Source organism: Allostella sp. (assembly GCF_041913585.1).
Lineage (GTDB): Bacteria > Pseudomonadota > Alphaproteobacteria > ATCC43930 > Allostellaceae > Allostella.
In genome coordinates, this window is sequence record NZ_JAYSFE010000282.1 from 1 (window position 1) to 1923 (window position 1923).

General features: G+C 72.0%; 1 protein-coding gene. It reads left to right on the top strand.

Going from position 1 to position 1923, the window contains the following annotated elements; genetic code table 11:
• Window positions 1–1923 (top strand): PAS domain-containing protein (locus tag ACE3Q3_RS24210; protein ID WP_374450402.1); only part of this gene is annotated, 1923 nt, incomplete at both ends.

Genomic DNA, 1923 nt, shown 5'->3' on the forward strand with positions numbered 1-1923 from the left:
TGCTGTGCATGGCGCAGCGCTTCCTCGTCGAGCGCTGGCGGGGCAGCGACCTCGGCGGCCAGGTCGTCTCGGGCCTGCTGTTCGGGGCAGCCGGCGCCATCGGCATGATGCTGGCCGTCACGCTGGCCCCCGGGATCATCTTCGACGCGCGGAACGTGGTGCTGTCGGTGGCGAGCGCGCTCGGCGGCCCCGTCGTCGGGGTCACGGCCGGTGCGGTGATGATGGCGACCCGGCTCTGGATCGGCGGCGCCGGAAGCCTTGTCGGGGTCGTCGTCATGGCGACCGCCGTCGTCGCCGGCGTCGCCTTCCATCGCCACTACCGTGGGCGCGCGCAGGCACCCGGCGTCGGCGCGTTCCTGCTGCTCGGCCTGATCGTCCATGCCTTGCCGCTGGGCCTGTTCTCCCTGCTGCCGGTGGATTTCGAGGAGCAGATCCTGGGCCGTCTGGCCCTGCCCTACATCGGAACCCTCGTCCCGGCGACGGCGGCGCTGGCGCTCGCACTGCAGCAGGTCGAGGCATTCGCCCGCTTCGACCGCGTCCTGGAGGCGAGCGAGGACCGCTTCCGCGGGCTGGTGGACACCGCCGCCGTCGCCATCTTCGAGGAGGATCTCTCCGGCGTGGTGCGGCGGCTGGAGGAACTGCGTGCCGCCGGCGTGACCGACATCCGCGCCCACGCGGCCGCCCACCCCGCCCTGCTCGACGAGCTGCTGGCGGCGATCCGCGTCGTCCGCGTCAACCCCGCCGGTCGCCGCATGTTCGGTGCGGCCTCGGAGTCCGACCTGCTCTCCGGCATCGGCCGCACCTTCACGCCCGCGGCCCGGACCGTGCTCCTCGACGAGCTGGCGGCGCTCTGGGAGCGGCAGCCGACCTTCACCGCCGAAGCCCCGTTCCAGACGCTGGACGGGCGGCCGATCACCACCATCCTCTCCATGCCCCGGCCGGCGGACGAGGAAGCGGCCCGCCGCGTCCCGGTCTCCTTCGTCGACGTGTCCGAGCACAAGGCGATGGCGAGCCGCCTCGCCGAGGAGCGGCAGCGGCTTTCCGAGATCATCTGGGGCACCAACGCCGGCACCTGGGAGTGGAACGTCCAGACCGGCGCGGTGGTCTTCAACGAGCGCTGGGCCGAGATCGTCGGCTACACCCTGGCGGAACTGGAGCCGATCTCGATCGCGACCTGGGAGCGGCTGGCCCATGCCGACGACCTCGCCCGGTCGGAAGCGCAGCTTCAGGAGGTGTTTGCGGGCACCCGGGAATACTACGAGATCGAGGTGCGGATGCACCACAAGTCCGGGTCGATCGTCTGGGTCCTCGACCGCGGCATGGTCACCGAACGCGATGCCGAGGGCCGTCCCCTCCGCATGTCGGGCACCCACACCGACATTACCGCCCGCAAGGCGGCCGAGGAGACGGCAGACCGGGTCGCCGCGGTCCGCGAACTCATCGTCCGCTGCGACGGCGTGATCCTGCGCGAGACCGACGAGCAGGCGATGCTCGCCCGCCTCGTGGAACTCCTGGTCGAAAGTCGGGGTTACGCCGTCGCCTGGATCGGCGTGCCCCAGAACGATGCCGAACGCACCGTCAAGCCGATCGCGTGGGCCGGAGAGGCGGCCCGCTACATCGACCACCTGACGGTCCACTGGTCGGACGACGCGGCCGGCCAGGGGCCGACCGGACGGGCGATCCGCAGCGGCACCCCGCAGACCAGCAACGACATCGCCCGCGACCCGGCCATGGGCTTCTGGACCGAGCTCGCCGCGCAGGCCGGGCTGCACTCCTGCATGGCGATCCCGGTGCCCGACAGGTCCGGCGTCGCCGCCGTCCTCGTCGTCTATTCCGATCGCATCGGCCGGTTCGGCGAGGAGGAGGCCAACCTGCTGGTCGAGTTCGCGGCCAACCTCGGCCTCGCCATCCAGACGCGGCGCG